This window comes from Pseudomonas sp. CLCA07 (assembly GCF_053615335.1).
Window position 1 is genome coordinate 6,193,839 of the sequence record NZ_CM132131.1, and the last position, 23,251, is coordinate 6,217,089.

Consider the following 23,251-nt stretch of genomic DNA (forward strand, 5'->3'; position numbering starts at 1 on the left):
TCGTAACAGCGGGTGGGTGATGCCGGCCATGATAATCGCCAATCCCTGTGGGAGCGAGACCGGCTTGCCGGCGAAAGCGGTAAATGGTTTGAATCACATACCCCTGTAGGAGCTGGCTTGCCAGCGAAAGCGGTTTGACATTCAACATCTATGTTGCCTGACATTCCGTCTTCGCTGGCAAGCCAGCTCCTACATGGACCGTGCCGATTGACGCAGATGCGGGCAAACGTCCGACGGTCGGTTTTCACACAGGGCAGTCCTGCGTTGACTAAAGTTTCAAGTGTCGGCAGCCCGTCTGCCGCCACCGTGATTGCTTAGAAAGTCCGGCAAAGCCCCGGATTTCCACCTGATCAGGAGTGCACGATGGACCTCAGCCGTCGTCAGTTCTTCAAGGTCGCTGGTATCGGCCTTGCAGGCTCGAGCCTGGGCGCGTTGGGCATGGCCCCCACGCTTGCCTTCGCCGAGCAGGTGCGCCACTTCAAGCTTGCCGCCACCCATGAAACCCGCAACACCTGCCCGTATTGCTCGGTCGGTTGCGGCGTGATCATGTACAGCCAGGGCGATACTGCCAAGAATGTCGCGCAAAACATCATCCATATCGAAGGTGACGCCGACCACCCGGTCAACCGCGGCACCCTTTGCCCCAAAGGCGCGGGCCTGCTGGATTTCATTCACAGCCCCGGTCGCCTGCAATACCCGCAGGTCCGCAAGCCCGGCAGCAGCGAGTGGACGCGTATCTCCTGGGATGAAGCGCTTGATCGCGTCGCCGACCTGATGAAGGCCGACCGCGACGCCAACTTCATCGAGAAGAATGCCCAAGGCCAAACGGTGAACCGCTGGCTCACCACCGGTTTCCTCGCGGCATCGGCGTCATCCAACGAAGCGGGCTACATCACCCACAAGGTCATTCGCAGTTTCGGCATGCTGGGGTTTGATAACCAGGCGCGTGTCTGACACGGCCCGACGGTGGCAAGTCTTGCCCCGACGTACGGCCGTGGTGCCATGACCAATACCTGGACCGATATCGCCAACGCGAATCTGGTTCTGGTGATGGGCGGCAACGCAGCAGAAGCGCACCCGTGCGGTTTCAAATGGGTGACGGAAGCCAAGGCGCACAACAACGCGCGTCTCATCGTGATCGACCCGCGATTTACCCGCACGGCCTCGGTGGCCGACTATTACGCGCCGATTCGCACCGGCACCGACATCGCCTTCATGGGTGGGCTGATCAACTACTTGCTGACCGAGGACAAAATCCAGCACGAATACGTGCGCAACTACACCGACGTGTCGTTCATCGTCAAAGCCGGGTATGGCTTCGAGGACGGGATTTTCAGCGGTTATGACGTGGCCAAACGCGCCTACACCGACAGGTCCGGCTGGGGCTATGAGCTCGGTGAAGACGGCTTTGCCAAGGTCGATCCGACCCTGCAAGACCCACGCTGCGTCTATCAATTGATGAAGCACCATTACAGCCGCTACAACATTGACCTGGTGAGCCAGATTTGCGGGATGCCGGTCGATGCCATGCAAAAAATCTGGGAGGAAATCGCCACTTGCTCGGTACCGGGCAAGACCATGACCATCCTTTATGCGCTGGGCTGGACCCAGCACTCGATCGGCTCGCAGATGATCCGTAGCGCGGCGATGGTGCAATTGCTGCTGGGTAATGTCGGCATGCCGGGCGGGGGCGTGAATGCTTTGCGCGGGCACTCCAACATCCAGGGCCTGACTGACCTCGGGTTGCTCTCCAACTCGCTGCCGGGTTACCTCACATTGCCGGGCGACGCCGAGCAGGACTACGCCGCGTACATCACCAAGCGCACGCAAAAACCGTTGCGCCCGGGGCAGTTGTCCTACTGGCAGAACTACAGCAAGTTCCACGTCAGCCTGATGAAAGCCTGGTACGGCGGCAATGCCACGGCCGAGAACAATTGGGCTTACGAGTATTTGCCGAAACTGGACATTCCCAGCTACGACATCCTCAAAGTGTTCGACCTGATGGGCCAGGGCAAGGTCAACGGCTACCTGTGCCAGGGCTTCAATCCGATTGCCGCGTTGCCCGACAAGAACCGGGTGATGGCGGCGCTGGCCAAACTCAAATGGCTGGTGGTGATGGACCCGCTGGCCACCGAAACTTCAGAGTTCTGGCGCAATGTCGGGCCGTACAACGATGTGAAAAGCGCCGACATCCAGACCGAAGTGATTCGCCTGCCCACTACCTGTTTTGCCGAGGAAGACGGCTCGCTGGTCAACAGTAGCCGCTGGCTGCAATGGCACTGGAAAGGCGCCGACGGCCCGGGTGAAGCGCAAACCGACATTCGGATCATGGCTGAGCTGTTTCTGCGTTTGCGTCAACGGTATCAGGCGCAGGGCGGCGCTTATCCCGACCCGATCCTCAAACTGTCGTGGAAGTACAAGATCGCCGACGAACCCTCGCCAGAAGAATTGGCCAAGGAAATCAACGGCTACGCCACCACAGATTTCACCGACGCCACGGGTGCGGCGATCAAGGGCAATGCACAATTGGCCGCGTTCAGTCAGCTCAAGGATGACGGCAGCACCGCATCTGGCTGCTGGATTTTCTGCGGCAGCTGGACCGAGTCCGGCAACCAGATGGCCCGTCGCGACAACAGCGACCCGTGGGGCATGCACCAACAACAGGGATGGGCCTGGGCCTGGCCGGCGAACCGCCGGATTCTCTACAACCGCGCGTCAGCCGACCTGCAAGGTAACCCGTGGGACCCGAAAAAACGCCTGGTGTGGTGGAACGGCAAAGTCTGGGGCGGCACCGATGTGCCCGACTACAAGGCCGACGTGCCGCCAGAAGCGGGGATGAATCCGTTCATCATGAACCCCGAAGGCGTGGCGCGGTTCTTCGCCGTCGACAAGATGAACGAAGGCCCGTTTCCTGAGCATTACGAGCCGTTCGAGACGCCCATCGGCATCAACCCGCTGCACCCGGACAACAAAAAAGCCACCAGCAACCCGGCGGCGCGGATCTTCGATTCGGTGTGGGATTCCCTTGGCGTGGCCAAGGATTACCCGTACGCGGCCACCAGCTACCGCTTGACCGAGCATTTCCACTTCTGGACCAAGCACTGCAGGCTCAACGCGATTACCCAGCCGGAGCAATTCGTCGAAATCGGCGAGGTGCTGGCGAAGGAGAAAGGCATCGTCGCCGGCGACCGTGTGCGCGTCAGCTGCAAGCGTGGGCACATTGAAGCGGTGGCGGTGGTGACCAAGCGGATTCGTCCGTTGCAGGTCAACAACCAGGTGGTGCACCAGATCGGTATCCCGTTGCACTGGGGGTTTACCGGACTCACGCGTCACGGTTACCTGACCAACACCCTGGTGCCGTTCCTCGGCGATGGCAACACACAGACCCCGGAATCCAAGTCATTTTTGGTCAACGTGGAGAAAGTCTAAATGGCCAGCCAAGACATCATTGCCCGTTCGGCCACCACGACTCCGTCACCTTCGGTGCGCATTCAGGAGGAAGTGGCCAAGCTGATCGACACCACCAAGTGCATCGGCTGCAAGGCCTGCCAGGTCGCCTGCTCGGAATGGAACGAGCTGCGCGACGAAATCGGCTACAACCGCGGCACCTACACCAACCCACAAGACCTGAGCGCAGAAACCTGGACCCTGATGCGCTTCACCGAGCATGAAACCGATGCCGGCAACCTCGAATGGCTGATTCGCAAGGACGGCTGCATGCATTGCGCCGAACCCGGTTGCCTGGCGGCGTGCCCGAGCCCGGGGGCGATCATCAAGCTCGCCAATGGCATTGTCGATTTCAACCAGGACCACTGCATTGGCTGCGGCTATTGCATCACCGGCTGCCCGTTCAACATTCCGCGGATCTCGCAAAAGGATCATAAAGCCTACAAATGCACGTTGTGTTCGGATCGGGTCGAATACGGGCTGGAACCGGCCTGCGTGAAAACCTGCCCGACCGGGGCGATTGTGTTCGGCACCAAGGAAGACATGAAAGAACACGCCGCCGAACGTATCGTCGATCTGAAAAGCCGTGGCTTCGAAAACGCCGGACTGTACGACCCGGCCGGCGTTGGTGGCACCCACGTGATGTACGTGCTGCACCATGCTGATACGCCGCAGCTGTACGCCGGGCTGGCGAAGGATCCGGCAATCAGTCCGCTGATGGGGTTGTGGAAAGGCGTGAGCAAACCGTTAGGGCTGTTGGCCATGGGCCTGGCGGTGCTGGCCGGGTTCTTCCATTACGTACGCATCGGGCCGCAGGTGGTCGAAGAGGACGAACATCCCCCAGGCAAGGACCCGGCCGTGCATGAGGTTGACCCATCGGTTCATACCTATGATCCGCGGCGGGAGGACAGGCCATGAGCAACAAAACGATCCTGCGCTACACCACTGGCCAGCGCACCAATCACTGGCTGGTGGCGATCCTGTTTTTCATGGCGGCACTCTCCGGGTTGGCGTTGTTTCATCCGGCGTTGTTCTGGCTCAGCAACCTGTTTGGCGGTGGCCCATGGACGCGCATCCTGCACCCGTTCATGGGCGTGGTGATGTTCGTGCTGTTCCTTGGATTGGTGCTGCGCTTCTGGCGAGCGAATTTCTTCATTACCAATGATCGGTTGTGGCTGAAGAGCGTCGGGCGGGTGATCAAGAACGAGGAAGAGGGCGTGCCACCGATCGGCAAATACAACCCCGGGCAGAAGCTGCTGTTCTGGACCTTGCTGGCCTGCATGCTGGTGCTGTTATTCAGCGGGCTGGTGATCTGGCGCGCGTATTTCAGCGATTTTTTTGGTATCACCACGATTCGTTGGGCGATGCTGCTGCATGCGTTGGCCGGGTTTGTGCTGGTGCTGAGCATCATCGTGCACATCTACGCCGGGATCTGGATCAAGGGCTCGGTCAGCGCCATGGTGCATGGCTGGGTCAGCCGCGCCTGGGCGAAAAAACACCATGAACTGTGGTACCGCGAAGTGACCCGCGACGAGCATCCCGACCGGCCGATCAGCAAAAAAGGATAAGCACTTGGCGACGATTCTTGAGCCTGGAGAGATTGAAGCGGCGGCGAGTTCACCGCCGTTTCTGTACCTGCCGCCGCACAACCTGTTCACTTTGCGCGCGTTACGGCTGGAACGGTTGGCCGAGGGGCATCCGCTGGCCGATTACCTGCGCCTGGTGGCCGGCCTGTGTCATGTGCAGCAGCAAATGATGGACGATCCGTCCGTCGCCACCTTGCCAGATCCCGAGCGAATCAAGGTGTGCCAGGAGCACGGCCTGCCACCGCTTGCCGCCGACAGTCTGGTGCGCGAGGGGCATTGGTTGCCGTACCTCGACGCCTTGTTGCAACACTACCGGCCAGCGCCGCAACCGGCGGTAGAACAAGCCCTGGCGACATTGCGCAATACCGACTCCGGACAACGCAAAGCCTGGGCGGTGGCGTTGGTCAGCGGCCAGTTCACGCTGCTGCCAGCCGCGCTGGTGCCGTTTCTCGGCGCCGCGTTGCAAGCGGCCTGGAGTCACTGGTTGCTGAGCACGCCGGACCTGGCGCTAAAACCCGGCGACAGCCTCAGCCAATGCCCGGCCTGCGGTTCGCCGGTGATGGCCGGGGTGATTCGCCACCGTGGCAAACACAACGGTTTGCGCTATCTGGTGTGCTCGTTGTGTGCCTGCGAATGGCATGTGGTGCGGGTCAAATGCGTGTACTGCGAACAAAGCAAAGGCCTGGAATACATCAGCCTCGACGACGACCGCCACGCCGCCAATCAGGCGCCGTTACGCGCCGAAACCTGCCCCGGTTGTCGCAGTTACCTGAAACTGCTGTACCTGGAAAACGACGCCGAGGCTGAAGCGTTGTCGGCTGACTTGGCCAGCCTGATGCTCGACATGCGCCTGGAACAGGAAGGCTACCTGCGTCCGGCGCCCAATCTGCTGCTGGCACCCGGGAGCGACTGAACGCTCAGCGGCTACACTCAGGCGCGACGGTCAATCGTTTTCAGGAGCGCCGGATGCCTTCAACTTCCGCCAGCCAAACCCTGCGGCTGCCTTCCATCGACAGTCTGCTGCGCCATCCCGCCTGCCAACCACTGGCCGAGCGCTATGGCCGGGAGTCGCTGCTGGCAAGCCTGCGGCAATTGCTCGATGACTTGCGCGAACCGGTGCTGGCCGGGCAACTCGACGCCGTGGAAATCAGCCCGCAGGTATTGGCGGGGCGGGCGGGTGAGCGTCTGGCTCAACAGCACCAAAGCCATGTGCGCCGGGTGTTCAATCTGACCGGGACCGTGCTGCACACTAACCTCGGCCGGGCGCTGCTCCCCGAAGTCGCCATCGAAGCGGTGCAAATGGCTGCGCGCTATCCGCTCAATCTCGAATTTGATCTGCACAGCGGCAAGCGCGGCGACCGTGATGACCTGATCGAAGGCCTGATCCGCGAACTGACCGGCGCCGAAGCGGTGACGGTGGTCAACAACAACGCGGCGGCGGTGCTGTTGACGCTCAACAGTCTGGGCGCGCGCAAGGAAGGGATTATTTCCCGGGGCGAGCTGATTGAAATCGGTGGCGCCTTCCGCATTCCCGACATCATGGCGCGAGCCGGGGTCCGGCTGCATGAAGTCGGCACCACCAACCGCACGCACGCCCGTGATTACGAAGCAGCCATCGGCCCGCGCAGTGGTCTGGTGATGCGCGTGCATGCGAGCAATTACAGCATTGAAGGATTCACCGCGCGGGTGCCGACCGCCGAACTGGCGCAGTTGGCGCACAGCCATGGATTGCCGCTGCTCGAAGACCTCGGCAGCGGCAGCCTGCTGGACCTGACCCGCTGGGGCCTGCCCGCCGAACCGACGGTGCGCCAGGCGCTGCTCGATGGTGCGGATATCGTCACCTTCAGTGGCGACAAATTGTTGGGTGGTCCGCAGGCCGGGTTGATTGTCGGGCGCAAGGAGCTGATTGCGAAGATCAAGAAAAACCCGCTCAAACGCGCACTACGGGTCGACAAACTGACCCTGGCCGCGCTCGAAGCGGTGTTGGGTTTGTACCGCAATCCCGAGCGCCTGGCCGAACGTCTGCCAAGCCTGCGCCTGCTGATCCGCCCGCAGGCCGATATCCTCGCCCAGGCCGAACGCTTGCAACCTTCGCTGGCGCACGCATTAGGTGACAGCTGGAGTGTCAGTGCGCTGCCGGCGTTGGGCATGATCGGCAGCGGCAGCCAACCGGTGGCGCGCCTGCCCAGCGCCGCGTTATGCCTGCGGCCAAAGGTGTCCAAACGTCTGCGCGGGCGGCAGCTGCTGGGGCTGGAGGCCGCGTTCCGCCAGTTGGCCATTCCGGTGCTGGGCCGCATCGACGACGACGCACTGTGGCTGGACCTGCGCCAACTGGACGATGAAGCCGCCTGGCTGGCGCAACTCGATCAGTTGTCGGTCGAGGGGCAGGGAGGGTGATCGTCGGCACAGCAGGGCACATCGACCACGGCAAGACTTCGCTGCTGCAAGCATTGACCGGGCAGGCCGGCGACCGTCGCCGCGAAGAACGCGAACGCGGCATGACCATCGACCTCGGTTATCATTATGCGGCGCTGGAATCGGGCGCCGAGTTGACCGGGTTCATTGACGTGCCCGGTCACGAGCGGTTCACCCATAACATGCTGGCCGGGGAGCAGGGCATCGATCTGGTGTTGCTGGTGGTCGCAGCGGATGACGGCGTCATGCCGCAAACCCGCGAACACTTGGCGATCGTTGAACTGCTGGGCATTCCCCGGGCGCTGGTGGCGATCACCAAGTGCGACCGGGTCGATCCGGCCCGGGTGCAAGCCGTCCATGAACAGATGACAACGCTACTGGCGCGCGGGCCCTATGCCGATGCGCCGCAGATCGCGCTGTCGAGTGTGACCGGGGAGGGCGTCGAGGCGCTGCGCCAGGCGCTGTTCGATGCACAGCGTGACGTCCTTCAACGCAGCACCAGCGGCGGTTTTCGTCTGGCAATTGATCGGGCTTTTAGTGTGGCTGGCGCGGGCATCGTGGTGACCGGCATGGCATTGTCCGGGCAAGTGGCGGTGGGCGACACACTGGTGCTCAGCCCGCTAGGTAAACCTGTGCGTGTGCGCGGTTTGCATGCGCAAAATCAAGCGGCAAACAGCGCGTATGCCGGGCAACGCGTTGCGTTGAACCTGAGTGCCGAGCGCCTGGCGCTGGAGCACATTCACCGTGGCCAATGGCTGCTGGCCGAGTGGCTGTATGCCCCGACTCAACGACTGGACATCGACCTGCACTTGCTGGCCAGCGAAGCCAAAGCCTTCGAACACTTTCAGCCGGTGCATGTTCACCTCGGCACTCAGGACGTGACAGGGCGAATCGCGTTGCTCGAAGGCGCGAGCTTGACGCCGGGTGGGCGGATGTACGCGCAAATCCTGCTCAATGCTCCGGTGCAGGCGGTGAAAGGTGACCCGTTGATCCTGCGGGATCAGAGTGCGCAACGCACCCTCGGCGGGGGCCGGGTGCTCGACCCGTTTGCCCCGTCCCGACACCGACGCAGCCCCGAACGCTTGGCACAGCTACAGGCCCTCGCCAGCCGTAATACGCTGGAAGAACTCTTGCCAGCGTTGTTGGCCAACAGCGACGCCGGCCTCGATCCACGGCAACTGGAGCGTCAGTTCAACCAGCCACGCTCGACCTGGGTATTGCCCGCTGACGTGCGCTTGATCGAGACCCGCCAAGGTCCGTTACTGTTCAGTGCTGCGCGTTGGGAGTCGCTGAAAGCGCCCTTGCTGGAACAGCTCGCACGCTTTCATCAACTGGAGCCGGATCAGATGGGCCCGGACCGGGATCGCCTGCGTCGCTTCGCTGCAACGGCGATGGAACGCCCGACCTTCATCTGCCTGCTCGACGAATTACTCGCCAGCGGCGCCCTCGCCACCAGCGGGCCGTGGTTGCATTTACCCGGTCATCAAGTGCGCTTGAGTGAAGAGGACGAAGCGCTGTGGCAGCGCATACAACCGCTGTTCGAACAGGCCGGATTCGATCCTCCATGGGTGCGCAAACTGGGGCATGATGAAGCGACTGTGCGCCTGTTGTTGCGCAAAATGGCGCGGCTGGGGCTGCTGCATCAGGTGGTCCGGGACCTGTTCTACACCGACGCGATGATCCGTCGATTGGCGGCTATGCTCTTGCAACTGGCCGAGCACAACCCGGTGATTCAAGTCGCGGCGTTTCGCGATGCGGTCGGTCTGGGTCGCAAGCGCAGCATTCAGATTCTGGAGTACTTCGACCGCATCGGCCTGACCCGACGCCTGGGCGACAAGCGCCAAATCCGTCTCGACAGTGCCTTGGCGCAACAGAGAGACGATTGACTTCAAGGAAGGCAATCGCGCCCGGTGGCGCGGCCGGGCTTCAAACCCGGTTGGGGACGGCATCCGTTCCCGGGCCGGTTCGACTCCGGCTGCCTTCCGCCATTTTCCGCACGACCTGTCTCCTCCGGACAGCGGGAGGGCGTGATTGCGTAGATTCAGGCGCGGATGTTGATTCGATGTCTGCATTGTCACTTTTTTTTTCGAAGTGCTGCGATGCAGAGCACAGATCACGTCGCACTGTTAAATCATTGTCTATGCTGGCCTTACCGCTTCCCTACCTGCTTTGCATAAGCAAGGAGACATCCATGGTGCCCACACCTCTGTCCGAGAAATCGTTGACCCGCAGCATGCTCGATGTCCTGATTCGTGCCGGGTTGATTGTTGTTCTAGTGCTGTTTTGCTTCGATATATTCCAGCCATTTCGCGACCTGATGCTGTGGTCGGTCATCCTGGCGATCACGCTCTACCCATTGCAACTGCGATTGATGGGGTCGCTCGGACGTAGCGAAGGGCGTGCTGCCACGGCGATTGTGCTGATTGCCATCGCGATTCTGGTGGTGCCGGTCTATCTGTTGGGCACCTCGATTGCTTCGTCGGTCGGGCAGGTCATCGACCTGGTGAAGGAAGGTACCTTCAACATCCCGCCGCCGCCCGAGACGGTCGCCACGTGGCCAGTGGTGGGTAAAACTATCTCGTCAGTATGGCTGCAGGCCTCAACCGATCTTCCGGACCTGATCGCGAAGTATCTGCCGCAAATAAAAGGCGTCAGTGTGGGCTTGTTGACCAAAATTGCAGGCGTCGGTGCGGGTTTGCTGATGTTCATTGTTGCCTTGATCATCGCCGGTATTTTCATGGCGCACGGTGAGGCTGGCACCCGTGCCGCGGTAGAGATCGCGTCTCGCATCAGCGGTCCTGACAAGGGGGCAAAAATCGCCGAACTGTGCACTGCAACCATCCGCGCGGTTGCGCTCGGCGTGGTCGGCATCGCGTTCATTCAGATGCTGCTGGTGGGTATCGGCTTCGTGCTCAAAGGCATCCCGGGCGCAGGTATTCTTGCCATCTTCGTGTTGCTGCTCGGCATCATGCAGTTACCGGCCACGCTGATTACGCTACCGGTGATCATCTATGTGCTGGCAACCGAGGGGCCCAACACCAGGACCATAATCTTCTCGGTCTTTGTGTTCGTTGCCGGCCTGGTGGATAACGTCCTCAAACCGCTGTTGCTGGGACGGGGTGTGGATGTGCCGATGCCGGTCGTGCTGATTGGCGCGCTGGGCGGCATGGTCACGAGCGGCATCCTGGGTCTGTTCATAGGACCGGTGGTGCTTGCGGTGGGCTACCAATTGTTCTGGCAGTGGGTTCAGGATCGGCCGGAGGAAGGGTAAAATCCGTAACCATGAACGCGCCAAGTCACGAGTTGCTGGACCGGGTATTGACCGCCCATGGTGGTGTCGAACGCTGGAACAGCTTCGGCAAAGTAGACACCACCCTCGTGACGGGTGGCGCGTTGTGGGCAATGAAAGGGCTGACGCAGGACAGCGCCCCCCGCAAGATGACCGTTTGGCTGCATGAACAGCGAGCCTCGGTGATGCCCTTTGGCGGGCCTGATCAGTTGACGGCCTACACACCCGGACGAATCGCCATCGAGAAGACCGACGGGCAGGTGGTTGCCGAACGATCAGCCCCCCGGGCATCCTTTCAAGGTCACGAAGAAAATACCCCTTGGGACCCACTGCACCGCGCATACTTCAACGGCTATGCGTTGTGGTCCTACCTGACCATGCCCTTCCAGTTCACCTTGACGGGCGTCGTGACGGAAGAACTCGCACCCTGGCTTGAGGGATCAGAGCACTGGCGACGTTTACGGGTGACCTTTCCCGAACACATCGCCACCCACTGCGCGGTTCAGGATTTCTACTTTGGCGACGACTTCCTGCTTCGTCGACATGACTACAACGTGGATGTGAGTGGTGGCCTGCCCGCCGCTCAATATGTGTCTGACTACGTTGACGCACAGGGGCTGCGCATGCCCGGCAAGCGACGGGCTTATCGCCGCGGCGCATCAGGTCAGCCAGACACGAAGGCGTTACTGGTAGCAATCGACCTCAGCGACATCGTCTACTCGTAATGCACGTTGCAGTGCCCGCGGGCTCTGTCAACGGCCGGGGTCGGAGGAGGCGTTTTGAAACCGTTCCTGCCCGGACCGGGTACATCAGCGTGGAACATGTTGCGCCAGGCGTGCCTGCAACGCCGCGATGCCGTGCCGCCAACCTTGACGGAGCTGGCGGTCGTCCCTGGCATTCCAGAGGCGCGTTACTGGCTGGACCGGGAAATCGCTCCGCTGATTCGGGACGTGCATCAGGCCAACCATCGAGAGGCCCAAGCGCTTGCCAGAGCCGGGGAGCCGCATGACATGCTACCGCTGGCCAACATGCTGGCGGTCTCCGGTGGTAGTGACGCTGGCACCTTCGCGGCGGGCATCATCGCAGGATGGACGTTGCATGGGACGCGGCCAGCTTTCAAAGTGGTAACGGGCATCAGCGCTGGCGCCCTGGTCGCCCCGTTCGCTTACCTGGGGCCTCAGTACGACGACATCATTCTGCGCATCTGCAGCGCCATCGGCCCCAAAGACATTTTCCGTTCGCGCAATATGCTGACCCGGCTTGCCAGCGACGGTATTGCGGACAGCAAGCCACTGTCGCGGCTCGTCGCGCAATACGTCACCCCTGACCTTCTGGCGGCGATTGCGGCGCAGTACGCCAATGGACGACTCCTGATGATCGGCACCACCGACCTCGATGCAGGGCGGCCCGTTACCTGGAACATGGGCGCCATTGCCGCAAGCGGTGCGCCGGGAGCGCTCGACCTGTTTCGTCAGATCCTGATCGCATCGATGAGTATTCCCGGTGCCGTCTCACCCGTCATGATCGACGTGGAGGTCAACGGTCAGCGGTTCCAGGAAATGCACGTGGACGGCGGCGTCATCACGCAGGTATTTCTTTACCCCCCAGGCACCGTCATGGCGCTGAATAACGTGACGGGCGCGCGCTTGCGCCGTGATCGGCATTTCTATGTGATTCGCAACGGGAAAATGGAGCCGCAGTGGTCCGGGACCAAGCGCCGCACGTTGAGTATCGGCGGTCGCGCCATCAGCGCGTTGATCCAGACGCAGGGCATCAGCGACCTCGACCGGATTTATCGAATGGCCCAGCAGGACGGGTCCGACTTCAATCTTGCGTACATCGGCTCCGATTTTCATCACCTTCGCACTCATCGGTTCGATGGCGAGTACATGAAGCGTTTGTTCGAGTACGCCTTTGAGCTCAGTGCGAAAGGTTACCCGTGGCATAAATCCCCCGATACCTGAAACGAATCGTGACTTCTGTTGGTCTGGACCGGCCCCATCGCGAGCAAGCTCGCTCCCACATTGGATCTCCATCAGCCACAGATTTTGTGGATGACAAAGATCAACTGTGGGAGCTAGCCTGCTCGCGATGGGGCCAGTCAAGACACCCATTACTGTCAGGTGTACTTGCGCCTATCCGGTGCCGGCGGGAATTACACAGTTGCTCTTATGAAATTAATCATGTAGTTTTTCATGAAATTATAAAAACATAATTTCATGAGAGCCGGTATGTTCCAGCAGTCCACGCAACATGTCGCCAGCTACTACGCCCACAGTTGCGCTGATCGCCTGACCACTCGACCTGCGCTCGCAGGTGAACACGACACCGAGATCCTGATCATCGGCGCAGGGTTCAGTGGCCTGCACACCGCGTTGCGCCTGGCCCTGGCCGGCAAGCGCGTGACATTGCTGGAAGCCAGTCGCGTGGCATGGGCAGCCTCGGGACGCAACGGTGGTCAGGCCATTCTCGGCTGGTCATGTGACATGCCACCTCTGGAAGCGGCGCTGGGTTATGAGCGCGCTCGCCGGTTGTGGGATGCAATGCGCTGGGCGGCGCAAGAACTGCGTGAATTACCCGCTCGCCATGGTTTTGACTGTGATTATCGCGCCGGCCATCTGTGGACTTCGGTCATGCCCCGACGTGTTGGTCTGCTGACCGAGTGGCAGCGCGAGGCCAGTCACAAGTGGGGGCACCATGGCTTACAGTTCATCCGCCGTGAGCAGTTGCCGCAGTGGATCGCCAGCGAACGCTATCAGGCCGGTCTCTTTGATCCTGAGGGCGGTCATTTGAACCCGCTGAAACTGGCACTCGGTCTGGCTACCGCCATCGAACGCGTGGGCGGTCGTATCCATGAACAAAGCAAAGCACTGAGTTATCGAGAGGACAGCGGTCGCTTCGTGGTGAACACTGATCGCGGGTCCATTCGGTCGGATGTTCTGGTGCTGGCCTGCAATGCCTATCTGGACCGGCTCGACCCCAAACTGGCCAGTTGCGTATTACCCGTTGGTACGTATCAAGTGGCGACCGCGCCCCTGACGCCAGAGCAGGCCACTGAGCTGCTGCCCAGCAATGTCTGCGTCACCGACAACCAGTTTGTCCTCGACTATTTCCGTCGCACACCGGACAACCGCCTGCTGTTCGGCGGCGGCTGCACGTATCTGGGCGGCATGCCCAAGGACATTGCCGGGGCAACACGACCGTTCCTGGAACGAGTGTTTCCACAGCTCAAAGGCGTAGAGCTGGAGTTCGCCTGGGGCGGGCACATCGACCTGACACTTAAACGAACGCCTGACATTGGCAGGTCGGGGGATCGCTACTGGCTGCAAGGTTATTCCGGGCATGGCGTCCTGCCCACACTGGCCGCCGCCCGTGCAGTGTCCGACGCCATTCTTGGCCAGGACGATGAATTATCCTTGTATCAGGGCTTGAACAACGGCAGTTTTCCCGGTGGCAAATACCTCGCCGCACCGCTGGAAGCCATCGGCAAAGCCTGGTATCGACTGCGCGACAGTATCTGATGAGTCATCTACCGGAATTGCAGGCATGAACAAGCAAGAAGAAATCGCTGCGCTGGCGATCCTGATTCACGATTTGCGCAAGCACAAGAAATACACCTTGAAGGAACTGGCCGACAAAATCGGCCGTTCTGTCGGCTTTCTCTCGCAGGTCGAACGCGGTCTGTCTCGGCCTACCGTGGCAGACCTGACGGCGATCAGTGAAACCCTGGACGTACCGACGACGTATTTCTACAGCCTGCCCAAACCCAAGGAATTGCCGTGGGTCACACGGCCGGACGAACGCCGCACGTTGTACTTCGCCAACGGCATTACCGACATTCTGGTTTCGCCAAAAATACGCGCGTCATTTTCCATGCTCGAAAGTCATCTCGAGGCCGGCGCCAGCAGCGGCGACCGGCACCTGACCGACAGCTCGGAGCAGGGCGGTTACGTGCTCGAAGGCGAGCTGACCCTGTGGCTGGGCGACGACGAAGACCCCGTTACCTTGGTGGCTGGCGACAGTTTTCAGTTCGACAGCCATACCCGTTGCCGCTACGGCAACCTCACCGGGCACCTCACGCGAGTGCTTTGGGTTTACACCTGATAACAAGATAAGGACCAACAATGATGGATGCTACCTGCTCTGATCTGCTGGCTGAGGTGCGGGCCTTTCGCCAACGCTATCCTGAGGTGCGCTATGTCGACCTGATTTCCCTCGATATTCCGGGCCATTTTTACGGCAAGCGTTACCCGGTGGACATGCTGGAAAAGGTTGCGGCCGGCAGTGCGCTGAAACTGCCGCAGAACTGTGTGCTGCTGGGCGTGCAGGGCGGTTTGTTCAAGATTGGTGATTACTGTTTCAACGACGGCGATCCGGATGCATTGCGTCGTCTGGTGCCGGGAACACTCAAACCGGTGAGTTGGGAAGGGCAACCGCTGGGGCAAATGCTGATCACCTCGGACGGCACTGAAAACCCAATCGTGTTCGAACCGCGCCAGGTACTGGCGCAGGTCCTGGACAGGCTTGCAGGTAAAGGCATTCATCCCGTGGTGGCGTTCGAGCTGGAGTTCTACCTGTTCGATAAAAAGCTGCGCGAGGGGCTGCCGCAGTTTCCCCGCGACGGGCTGACGGACGATGCCGATGACCAACCCAACATGCACATCGAGCGACTGTCACGCTTCGCGCCAGTACTCGACGACATGGTCGAGACCTCGCGGGCTCAGGGTATCGACAGCACGGTGATTACCGCCGAACTCGGGCCGGGTCAGTTCGAAATCAATTTCGGTCATCTTGACGATGGTTTACGTGCGGCAGACTGGGCGGCGCTGTTTTGTCGCAGCAGCCGTGGCGTAGCGCTCAAGCATGGTTATCGTGCGAGCTTCATGGCCAAACCTTACTTGCAGCACCCGGGCAGCGGCATGCATGTGCATGTCAGCCTTTACGACGCGGCCGGCAACAACATCCTGGCGGCCAACCAACAGCAGTCATTGCGTCACGCCGTGGCCGGCTGCCTGGAATTACTGCCGCATTGCATGCCGGTTTTCGCCCCGAACCAGAACGCTTATCGCCGCTTGGGCGGCACGACAAACGTGGCTACGCAAGCGAGCTGGGGGTTTGAGGATCGTGATGCGTGCCTGCGCATTCCGGAATCGGATTCGAAGAATTTGCGCATCGAACATCGACTGGCGGGCGCCGATGCCAATCCCTATCTGGTGTTGGCGGCGATTCTGGTGGGACTGGAACATGGGCTGGACGCCCGCAAAGAACCCATCCCGCCGCTGAACGAAGACCGCAACAGTGGCGTCGACTTCCCACTGGAAATGCTCGAAGCCGTGCGCTCGATGCAGCATCAGCCGCAATTGCGTGAAGGTTTGGGGGCAGAGTTCGTGGATGTCTATTGCGAGAACAAACGTCAGGATCATCTGGCGTTTATGCAGGAAATCAGTGCGCGGGAATACCGCTGGTATCTGTAATCGGTGGAGACGGGCAATCGTTCAATCCGAGTGATTGCCCGCGACACTAGCGAGAAGATCGACGGTGTCCAAGACGATTGAGCACGAGAAGCGAACCGCTAACAAACAGCGCAACACCGACCACCAGCAGCGCCGAAGGTCAAATCGGCATTCTTTCGGCACTTGTCGTGCCAATTGCCGACGAGTACGAAGGGCTCAAGTGCTGGCGGCTGCATGGATCGCCCCGAATCTACTTCAGCCACTAATTTAGCTCTGAATTTTTCATTGGGTGGAGTCTGGCCATGTCGTGTGTAATCTGTGAAAACGTTTCTGCACGAACAATCTGCGCGGGCGCGTGGCAGGAATTCCATTGCCCTGAATGCGGCAATGGCCGTATTTCCCAGGAGCTTCTGAGCCTGATGATGTTATTGAACCTGCAACTTGATGTCAGGCGCTGCCGAAAATGGCTTCAAGAGCGCAGACCCTCCGACCCACTGCCAATGATGCGCGTGTCTGACATTTTGCTGTGCTGTGGCGCCAAGGATACGGTCGGTCCGGCCACAGGCGCCAAGGGTTAGGCACCGCAGAGCAGGGAATCTAGTTGCCATCCGCCACGTGGCGTTCTATCTCCGCTATTTTTTCTTTGAACTTCTCTATGGCCTCTTCCTTGGCGTGGGTGGAAGAAGGCGTGAGGGTTTCATCAACGGCCTCTGCATCACTGTCCTGAAGATCGCGATCGACCACGTTAACGGGTTTACCTGTTACATCAGTGGTTGGGCCGTTTGATGTTGCTTGGGTGTCTTTGACATCGTCATCGTCATCGTCGTACATGTCGTTTACCTCTGTTGACTGCATTCACTTGGCTTTTTCTTCTTCTGAGCCTTCCTGCGAAGGTTACAAAACATTAGAAATTCAGGATGAGGTAAAGGTGCTGTTTCGCTGACGAGCGGCAGCACTTGTGGGAGCGAGCCCACTCCCACAGGAACAGCACAATCCCTGTGGGAGCGTGGCTTGCCCGCGATGAACGATAACGAGGTCTTCTTTAGGGCATAAAAAAACGCCGCGCATCTCACGATGGGCGGCGTTTTCTATGGCGTTGTAGCGTTAGGCTTGAACAACCGGAATGTTGGCGTTCGCAGCAACTTCACGGAACTCGGCGATCTGGTCGAAGGACAGGTAGCGGTAGACATCGGCCGCCATGCTGTCGATCTTGCCAGCGTATTCCATGTACTCCTCGACGGTCGGCAGGCGACCCAGGATGGAAGCCACGGACGCCAGCTCGGCCGAGGCCAGGTAGACGTTCGCGCCGTCACCCAGACGGTTCGGGAAGTTACGGGTCGACGTCGACACCACGGTGGAGTTTGGTTCTACGCGAGCCTGGTTACCCATGCACAGCGAGCAGCCCGGCATTTCCATGCGCGCGCCGGCCTTGTTGTAGATGCCGTAGTAGCCTTCCTCGGTCAGTTGGTGAGCGTCCATCTTGGTCGGCGGCGACAGCCACAGACGGGTTGGCAGCTGACCGTCGACCTGTTCCAGCAACTTGCCGGCCGCGCGGAAGTGACCGATGTTGGTCATGCACGAACCGATGAACACCTCGTCGATTTTCTGACCTTCAGCGGTCGACAGCAGACGGGCGTCGTCCGGGTCGTTCGGTGCGCAGAGAATAGGTTGGGTGATTTCTGCCAGGTCAATCTCGATGATTTCGGCGTATTCGGCGTCAGCATCGGCAACCAGCAGCTCAGGGTTGGCCAGCCAGGCTTCCATCGCTTGAGCACGACGTTCCAGGGTGCGCGCATCGCCGTAGCCTTCGCCGATCATCCAGCGCAGCAGGGTGATGTTGGAGGTCAGGTACTCGGCAATGGCCTTTTCCGGGAGTTTGATGGTGCAGCCGGCCGCCGAACGCTCGGCCGAGGCGTCGGAAAGTTCAAACGCTTGCTCGACGGTCAGGTTGTCCAGGCCTTCGATTTCCAGGATGCGTCCGGAGAAGGCGTTGATCTTGCCTTTCTTCTCCACAGTCAGCAGACCGGCCTTGATGGCGTAGTAAGGGATCGAATGGACCAGGTCACGCAGGGTGATGCCCGGTTGCATTTTGCCTTTGAAACGCACCAGGACGGACTCGGGCATGTCCAGCGGCATGACGCCGGTGGCAGCGGCGAACGCAATCAATCCGGAGCCCGCCGGGAACGAAATACCGATCGGGAAACGGGTGTGCGAGTCACCACCGGTACCCACGGTGTCCGGCAGCAGCATGCGGTTCAGCCAGCTGTGGATGATGCCGTCACCCGGCTTGAGCGAAACGCCGCCTCGGTTGCGCATGAAGTCCGGCAGGGTGTGGTGGGTCGTCACATCCACAGGCTTGGGGTAAGCCGCGGTGTGGCAGAAGGACTGCATCACCAGATCGGTCGAGAAGCCCAGGCACGCCAGGTCTTTCAGTTCGTCACGGGTCATTGGACCGGTGGTGTCCTGGGAACCCACGGTGGTCATTTTCGGTTCGCAGTAAGTGCCCGGACGAACGCCCGTCACGCCGCACGCTTTGCCGACCATTTTCTGCGCCAGGGTGTAACCCTTGGTGCTTTCAGCCGGCGCTTCAGGCTTCTTGAACAGGTTCGAAGGTGGCAGACCCAGCTCGGCACGCGCCTTCTCGGTCAGGCCTCGGCCGATGATCAGCGGAATACGACCGCCAGCACGGACTTCATCCAACAGCACCGGCGTCTTCATTTCGAAGGTGGTCAGGACTTCGTCAGTGCCGTGCTTGCAGACTTTGCCAGCGTGCGGGTACAGGTCGATCACGTCGCCCATGTGCATGTTGGACACATCGAATTCGATTGGCAGGGCGCCGGCGTCTTCCATGGTGTTGTAGAAGATCGGAGCGATCTTGCTGCCGAAGCAGAAACCGCCAGCGCGCTTGTTCGGCACGTAAGGCACGTCATCGCCGAAGAACCACAGCACCGAGTTGGTGGCCGATTTACGCGAAGAACCGGTACCAACCACGTCACCGACGTAAGCGATCGGGAAGCCTTGATCGCGCATTTCTTCGATCTGCTTCATCGGACCGGTGACGCCTTGTTCATCCGGCACGATACCGTCGCGAGCCATTTTCAGCATGGCGAGGGCGTGCAGCGGGATGTCCGGGCGGGACCAGGCGTCCGGAGCAGGGGACAGGTCGTCGGTGTTGGTTTCGCCAGTCACCTTGAACACGCGCAGGCTGATCTTGTCGGCCAGCACAGGGCGGTTTTTGAACCACTCGCCGTCAGCCCAGGATTGCAGCACGCCTTTGGCGTGAACGTTAGCGTTCCAGGCGCGTTCAGCGACGTCGTGGAAGGCGTCGAACATCAGCAGGGTGTGCTTGAGCTCTTCGGCAGCCACCGGGGCCAGTTCGACGTCGTCCAGCAGGTTGACCAGCGTGACGATGTTGTAGCCGCCCTGCATGGTGCCGAGCAGTTCAACCGCGCGCTTCTTGTCGATCAGAGGGGACGTGGCTTCGCCTAGGGCGAGGGCGGACAGGAAGCCGGCCTTTACATAGGCCGCTTCGTCCACGCCAGGTGGAACGCGATGGGTGATCAGGTCAATGAGGAACGCTTCTTCGCCAACCGGAGGATTTTGCAGCAGCTCGACCAGGCCTGCCGTTTGTTCGGCATTCAGCGCCAAGGGTGGAAGCCCTTGCTCGGCACGTGCTTGTAATTGTTGTACGTAGGTCTCAAGCACTGGGCTTCTCCTGTCATACCGCGTGTTGTTGAGTGAACGAAGAGGGCGCAAAGCAGCCGGGTATTGGTCCACTAAATAAAGGTAGGAACAGTTTTTCAGCAATCGAGGGTGACCACCCAAAACCACCAGATCAACTGTTCCTACAAAAGGTGTTCTGTCCCGAAGCCGGAAGGTACAGACCGGTGTCTGCCCCAATCGAAGTTTCCGCCAATGACACTCATTGTCGACACTATTTCGTGATCGAGCCGAAATATAATGATTTATTGGAGGGTAATCAACAGGATTGTCGACACATTTTGGATGGTGGTCGAAATGTCATGCCGCAAATGGCGGTTGGGACGGCTGAAAATTTGATTGATCGCAACGGGTGTCGACAATGAGATGGCTCTGTTGCAGGCGTGCCAGAGCTCTCAGCCGACCGGCTCGACCGTACAGCTCATTTCCCCAGAGCCTGGTTTCTGGAAAAACACCCCGTTTTCGTTTTGCCGGAAGCTGTAGTTCCCTTTGTAATCCTTGCCGATGTATCGGGTTCCTGAATCACTTGGCATCTGGTTTAAGGTAATCGAGGCGTTCGCCCATTTCAGGTACACGACACCAGGTTGCGTGGTAAAGAAAGTGGCGGCAATCGGCCCGTTGAGTCCGGTACAACGAAACGTCAGGGGGCCATCGGTCAGTCTGTCGGGGTCTTTGGTCCTCACAATGGCCGAGCCTTGGCGTAGCTGGTGCGCACGCTCGGCATAACTTCGGACCGTGCAGGCCTTGGGCTCCGCCGCGGTGCCACACTGGTTGCGGCCATCGATCCAGAATTGCTGGTCGAGCATGACTTTGTTGGGAGGCGGTACGGAATGTTCATCCGTAAGCGCCAGGCGATAGAGACGCATCAGTTCAATATCCATCTGCGCCAGTTGTGGATCGTGGCAGATGAGTTTTTCTACGCGTGCTCTGGCGTCGCCGCAGTCGAAGCTGGTTTTGTATGTTGGCGCAGGCTTGGCAGGCTTTGCATGCTTTTCATGCTTTTCATGCTTGGCAGCATCGGCAAAGGGGATCGTCGCCGCGCATAGGCTGACGAGAAGACAGGTGAAAAGGGTCGTGACCGTTTTCATATTGACGTCACCCGGATTGTGACAAGTTTCTAAAAAATAAAATAAAAATATAATAAAAACAAATTGTTATGAGATTTTGTGGCTGATAAAAATCCCTCGGGAATTTGGTTTTCTATCGTGTTCAATCAACCTCTTTCTTGCCCACACCTGTACCTGATCATTTCAAGTCAAAGGCGTGACTGTAAAGTAGCACGACGGTCTGACAGTCGCTCATTACGGTGCCGACGCAGCGATGCTCGGTTATAGCCATGACCATCAAATTTTGAACAATTAAACCGGTGGTTCGTCGCGCTGTCGAAATCGTTGGGCGCGCTCGACACTGTGGGTCATCTGGGCAGACGCGTGAATGGTCAAGGGATGCAGGGTAAAACCAGGTCTGGGAGAAATGTAATCGGCCATTTCCCGGGCAACGGCGAGCTGACGTTCCGAGCCTTCGGCCAGCAACGCGATGACCAGGTTTTCCAGGGCAATGACTCGGACTCGCAAGTGAACCAGTTCGGCGTTGGTCAGCGCGGGCGGGGCGGTATATGCGTCGCCATCGATTGATGTTGCTGCGTCCTGATCGTCCCATGTCGACAAAGGTGGATGGACTGGTGTCTCAGCGTTTGGGAACGGATTTTTATTGAGCATGAGCGACATCTCCAAGTCTGTTCAGCCCTGAGAAGCTTAGCCCCTGGATCGCGATGGGGTGAGGGCAGTTGCTCGATGTCGATATCTTGATATCTTGATATCTTGATATCAATCAAGGATGGCTTTGCGCAAAGGCTGTAGGGTGGAAAAACGCCTCGGGGCTGGATCTGGCCGAGCACAATGAACGTGCCTACAACCATTAAGGTGTCCTGAAACAGTGCAACGCCGGCCCAGGGCCGGCGTTGTTGTTTCACGGTTACTGCGACGCTTGATTCAACGCCGGCGCCCGCTTGCCGAGTTTCATTAGCCAGTAGTAACTCAAGGCCGGCACCAGCAAGCCGACCAGCCAGGCCAGGTCGACACCATCCAGTGCCGTGGCCACCGGGCCAACGTACAACGTGGTGTTCATGAAGGGAACCTCAAGGGCAATCGCCAGCAGGAAACTGCCGCAGGCGATCCAGTTGACCCTTCCATAAATTCCGTTGAGGTCGAAGATGTCGTCGATCTGGTACTGGCCTTTTCGCAGGCAGTAGTAGTCCACCAGATTGATTGCCGTCCATGGGATCAGGAAGTAGCTCATGAAGAAAATGAAGTTGAGAAAGAAGCTGATGAAGTCGTCCTGACTGATAGTGCACAGCGCGGTCGCCACCAGGCTGATCACCAGCATGAACAGGCCACGCACACGCGGTGTCACCTTGAGCCGGGCGAAAGGTTCAATCACGGTGATGGTCGACATGAACGCCCCGTACAGGTTGAACACGTTGATCGACACCTGGCCATAGACAATGAAGGCGAACAGCAGGATCGCGCCGCTGCCGAACAGCCCGGCGACATGGCCGCCGACGTTGCTGGAAAAGTCGCCGATGCCGACGCTCAGGATTGCCCCGAGAATCATCATCCACGCACCGCCACTGACCGTGCCGGCGTAGCTGTACCAGAACACCTGAGCGGTTGGCGTGCTGCTTGGCAGGTAGCGCGAATAGTCCGCGACATAAGGCGCATAGGACAGCTGCCAGGTCACGGCAATGCTCACCGCCACCAGAAACTTCGACAGCGAAAAACCTGTTGGCAGCCATTGTTCGGCGGGTATCGACAGCTGCAAGGCAAACAGCGTGGCGGCTGCAAACACCAATAGCGAAAGGATCGAAAGCAGCTTTTGCAAACGGTGGATCAACCGATAGCCATACAGCGCAACGACGAAGCACAAGGCACCGATCAGGTAGATGTTGCCGCTGGCCGGCAACGGGCTGACGGACTCCAGCGCCTGAGCGGCGAGCAAGGTGTTGCTGACGAAGAAACCCAGGTAGATCAGCATCACGAACAACAGCGGCAATACGGCGCCCAACACGCCGAACTGGGCGCGGCTCTGGATCATCTGCGGGATGCCCAGCTTCGGGCCCTGGGCTGAGTGGGACGCCATGAAAATCGCCCCCACCAGCGAGCCGATGATGATTGCCAGCGCGCTCCAGAACAGGTTGAGCCCCATCACCACCGGCAGCACGCCGGACGCGATGGTGGTGATGTTCATGTTGGCGCCGAACCAGATATAGAACAGCGAAGCGGGACGACCGTGGCGTTCGGTTTCGGGGATGAAATCGATGCTTCTTTTTTCGACTTTCATGG

Annotated in this window: 17 protein-coding genes and 1 tRNA gene; 13 read left to right on the top strand and 5 right to left on the bottom strand. The window is 59.6% G+C overall.

From position 1 onward, the window contains the following. Positions 1-363 precede the first annotated feature (363 nt). The 13 genes from fdnG (at position 364) to ACWGZX_RS28470 (ending at position 16,211) form a co-directional block, all read left to right on the top strand. On the top strand, positions 364-3,429 hold the full coding sequence (fdnG, locus tag ACWGZX_RS28410; RefSeq protein ID WP_452626445.1) for a formate dehydrogenase-N subunit alpha: 3,066 nt from the start codon (positions 364-366) through the stop codon (positions 3,427-3,429). After that, entirely contained in the window at positions 3,430-4,365 is a 936-nt protein-coding gene (fdxH, locus tag ACWGZX_RS28415; protein ID WP_452626446.1) for a formate dehydrogenase subunit beta, read from the top strand. It begins immediately after the preceding gene. Next, positions 4,362-5,015: a formate dehydrogenase subunit gamma gene (locus ACWGZX_RS28420; RefSeq protein WP_452626447.1), complete on the top strand. Its 654-nt coding sequence runs from the start codon at positions 4,362-4,364 to the stop codon at positions 5,013-5,015. Before fdxH ends, ACWGZX_RS28420 begins: the two co-directional genes overlap by 4 nt. A 4-nt stretch (positions 5,016-5,019) precedes the next feature. Next, positions 5,020-5,946, top strand: a complete 927-nt coding sequence (gene fdhE, locus ACWGZX_RS28425) for a formate dehydrogenase accessory protein FdhE (RefSeq protein ID WP_452626448.1) — start codon at positions 5,020-5,022, stop codon at positions 5,944-5,946. A gap of 53 nt (positions 5,947-5,999) precedes the next feature. Continuing rightward, a complete protein-coding gene (gene selA / locus ACWGZX_RS28430) occupies positions 6,000-7,430 on the top strand; it encodes an L-seryl-tRNA(Sec) selenium transferase (RefSeq protein WP_452626449.1) in 1,431 nt (476 codons plus the stop codon). Continuing rightward, a complete protein-coding gene (selB, locus tag ACWGZX_RS28435) occupies positions 7,427-9,334 on the top strand; it encodes a selenocysteine-specific translation elongation factor (protein WP_452626450.1) in 1,908 nt (635 codons plus the stop codon). The genes selA and selB overlap by 4 nt, the downstream gene beginning before the upstream one ends. Before the next feature lie 6 nt (positions 9,335-9,340). After that, positions 9,341-9,436 (top strand) — tRNA-Sec (locus ACWGZX_RS28440). 203 nt (positions 9,437-9,639) lie between these two features. Then, complete coding sequence (locus ACWGZX_RS28445; RefSeq protein ID WP_452626451.1) at positions 9,640-10,719, top strand: AI-2E family transporter; 1,080 nt, start codon at positions 9,640-9,642, stop codon at positions 10,717-10,719. A gap of 11 nt (positions 10,720-10,730) precedes the next feature. Beyond that, a complete protein-coding gene (locus tag ACWGZX_RS28450; protein WP_452626452.1) occupies positions 10,731-11,462 on the top strand; it encodes a hypothetical protein in 732 nt (243 codons plus the stop codon). A 54-nt stretch (positions 11,463-11,516) separates the two neighbouring features. After that, the gene (locus tag ACWGZX_RS28455) at positions 11,517-12,701 is read left to right on the top strand and encodes a patatin-like phospholipase family protein (RefSeq protein WP_452626453.1); all 1,185 of its coding nucleotides are present in this window, start codon (positions 11,517-11,519) and stop codon (positions 12,699-12,701) included. Between the two features lie 267 nt (positions 12,702-12,968). Beyond that, entirely contained in the window at positions 12,969-14,258 is a 1,290-nt protein-coding gene (locus tag ACWGZX_RS28460; RefSeq protein WP_452626454.1) for an NAD(P)/FAD-dependent oxidoreductase, read from the top strand. A gap of 25 nt (positions 14,259-14,283) precedes the next feature. Further along, a complete protein-coding gene (locus tag ACWGZX_RS28465; RefSeq protein ID WP_223512377.1) occupies positions 14,284-14,841 on the top strand; it encodes a helix-turn-helix domain-containing protein in 558 nt (185 codons plus the stop codon). Between the two features lie 23 nt (positions 14,842-14,864). Beyond that, complete coding sequence (locus tag ACWGZX_RS28470; protein WP_452629080.1) at positions 14,865-16,211, top strand: glutamine synthetase family protein; 1,347 nt, start codon at positions 14,865-14,867, stop codon at positions 16,209-16,211. A gap of 576 nt (positions 16,212-16,787) precedes the next feature. Here ACWGZX_RS28470 and ACWGZX_RS28475 read toward each other — a convergent pair. From ACWGZX_RS28475 to ACWGZX_RS28495, 5 genes are all read right to left on the bottom strand, one after another. Beyond that, positions 16,788-17,021, bottom strand: a complete 234-nt coding sequence (locus ACWGZX_RS28475; RefSeq protein ID WP_452626455.1) for a hypothetical protein — start codon at positions 17,019-17,021, stop codon at positions 16,788-16,790. 273 nt (positions 17,022-17,294) lie between these two features. After that, a complete protein-coding gene (acnB, locus tag ACWGZX_RS28480; protein WP_452626456.1) occupies positions 17,295-19,895 on the bottom strand; it encodes a bifunctional aconitate hydratase 2/2-methylisocitrate dehydratase in 2,601 nt (866 codons plus the stop codon). Positions 19,896-20,305: 410 nt separating this feature from the next. Then, entirely contained in the window at positions 20,306-20,998 is a 693-nt protein-coding gene (locus ACWGZX_RS28485) for an MliC family protein (protein WP_452626457.1), read from the bottom strand. Between the two features lie 270 nt (positions 20,999-21,268). Next, positions 21,269-21,628, bottom strand: coding sequence for a hypothetical protein (locus ACWGZX_RS28490; RefSeq protein ID WP_452626458.1), 360 nt, complete (start codon positions 21,626-21,628; stop codon positions 21,269-21,271). Positions 21,629-21,884: 256 nt separating this feature from the next. After that, positions 21,885-23,249, bottom strand: coding sequence for a purine-cytosine permease family protein (locus tag ACWGZX_RS28495; protein WP_452626459.1), 1,365 nt, complete (start codon positions 23,247-23,249; stop codon positions 21,885-21,887). Positions 23,250-23,251: the final 2 nt, after the last annotated feature.

Excerpts from the sequence above, each read along its gene's own strand:
- ACWGZX_RS28450 (WP_452626452.1), top strand. The coding sequence starts at position 10,731 with ATGAACGCGCCAAGTCACGAGTTGCTGGACCGGGTATTGACCGCCCAT.
- ACWGZX_RS28465 (WP_223512377.1), top strand. The coding sequence starts at position 14,284 with ATGAACAAGCAAGAAGAAATCGCTGCGCTGGCGATCCTGATTCACGAT.
- ACWGZX_RS28485 (WP_452626457.1), bottom strand. The coding sequence starts at position 20,998 with ATGAAAACGGTCACGACCCTTTTCACCTGTCTTCTCGTCAGCCTATGC.
- ACWGZX_RS28495 (WP_452626459.1), bottom strand. The coding sequence starts at position 23,249 with ATGAAAGTCGAAAAAAGAAGCATCGATTTCATCCCCGAAACCGAACGC.
- ACWGZX_RS28420 (WP_452626447.1), top strand. The coding sequence starts at position 4,362 with ATGAGCAACAAAACGATCCTGCGCTACACCACTGGCCAGCGCACCAAT.
- ACWGZX_RS28460 (WP_452626454.1), top strand. The coding sequence starts at position 12,969 with ATGTTCCAGCAGTCCACGCAACATGTCGCCAGCTACTACGCCCACAGT.
- ACWGZX_RS28470 (WP_452629080.1), top strand. The coding sequence starts at position 14,865 with ATGGATGCTACCTGCTCTGATCTGCTGGCTGAGGTGCGGGCCTTTCGC.
- ACWGZX_RS28475 (WP_452626455.1), bottom strand. The coding sequence starts at position 17,021 with ATGTACGACGATGACGATGACGATGTCAAAGACACCCAAGCAACATCA.
- ACWGZX_RS28490 (WP_452626458.1), bottom strand. The coding sequence starts at position 21,628 with ATGCTCAATAAAAATCCGTTCCCAAACGCTGAGACACCAGTCCATCCA.
- ACWGZX_RS28445 (WP_452626451.1), top strand. The coding sequence starts at position 9,640 with ATGGTGCCCACACCTCTGTCCGAGAAATCGTTGACCCGCAGCATGCTC.
- fdxH (WP_452626446.1), top strand. The coding sequence starts at position 3,430 with ATGGCCAGCCAAGACATCATTGCCCGTTCGGCCACCACGACTCCGTCA.
- selA (WP_452626449.1), top strand. The coding sequence starts at position 6,000 with ATGCCTTCAACTTCCGCCAGCCAAACCCTGCGGCTGCCTTCCATCGAC.